Source organism: Amycolatopsis sp. NPDC059027, from assembly GCF_042739735.1.
GTDB lineage: Bacteria > Actinomycetota > Actinomycetes > Mycobacteriales > Pseudonocardiaceae > Amycolatopsis.
In genome coordinates, this window is the sequence record NZ_JBHYIK010000017.1 from 1 (window position 1) to 862 (window position 862).

Consider the following 862-nt stretch of genomic DNA (forward strand, 5'->3'; position numbering starts at 1 on the left):
TCTTTCTTATAGACCCCGGGCGCCCCGCGCCCCCGGGCGGCGGCGGGCGCGCCGCGCCCCCCCCCCCCCCCCCCCCGCGGCACGGTCGGCGACGACCGCACGTGGCCGAACCCGAACTCACCCACCACCGGGACCCCGAGCGGACTGAGCCGGTCCACGAGCATCGCCCGGATCTCCGCCGGATCACCGCAGCCGGCCCACGAACCCAGCACCACCCCGCGAACACCGGCGAACCAGCCCGAACGCAGCAACTGCGTGAGCATCCGATCCAGCCGGTACACGCTTTCCGTGACGTCCTCGAGCACCGCGATCCCTTCGGCCGGCCGATGCTCCGCCGTGCCGACACCGGCCGCGAGGATCGCCAGATTCCCGCCGATCAGCCGCCCCGTGGCCTGCCCCGGCACCAGGGTTTCGAAGCCGTCGGAACGCAGAACGCGGGTCTTCTCCGGCTCGAACAACGTCAGCCGCAGGTGCTCGGCCGCCGTCTCGTCGAACAACTCGCTCGCCGGCATAGGCGAAAGCAGACTTTCCAGTCCTAAATGGACGTCGACGGCGCGGTGCAGCGCGGTGATGTCGCTCGATCCCGCGAGGATCTTCGGCCCGGCCGACCGCAACGCGGGCCAGTCCACCAGATCCAGCATCCGCTGCGTCCCGTACCCGCCGCGTGCGGCGAGGACACAATGGACATCCGGGTCCAGCCACGCCCCGGTGAACTCCGCCGCCCTCCGACTGTCCGAATCGGACAGATACCGCGGTGGCGAGGGGGGGGGGGGCCCCCCCCCCCCGGGGCGGGGCCCCCCCACCCCCCCCCCCGGTAGTAATTAAAAAAGAAAGATCGCGGGAGAAAAATAGAATAGTAATG

Annotated in this window: 1 protein-coding gene; it reads right to left on the reverse strand. The window is 70.6% G+C overall.

The features are described 5' to 3' along the window. The coding region (locus ACFWY9_RS13920; RefSeq protein WP_378339011.1) for an LD-carboxypeptidase at positions 1-803 on the reverse strand (803 nt) is incomplete at its 3' end. Between the last annotated feature and the right edge of the window lie 59 nt (positions 804-862).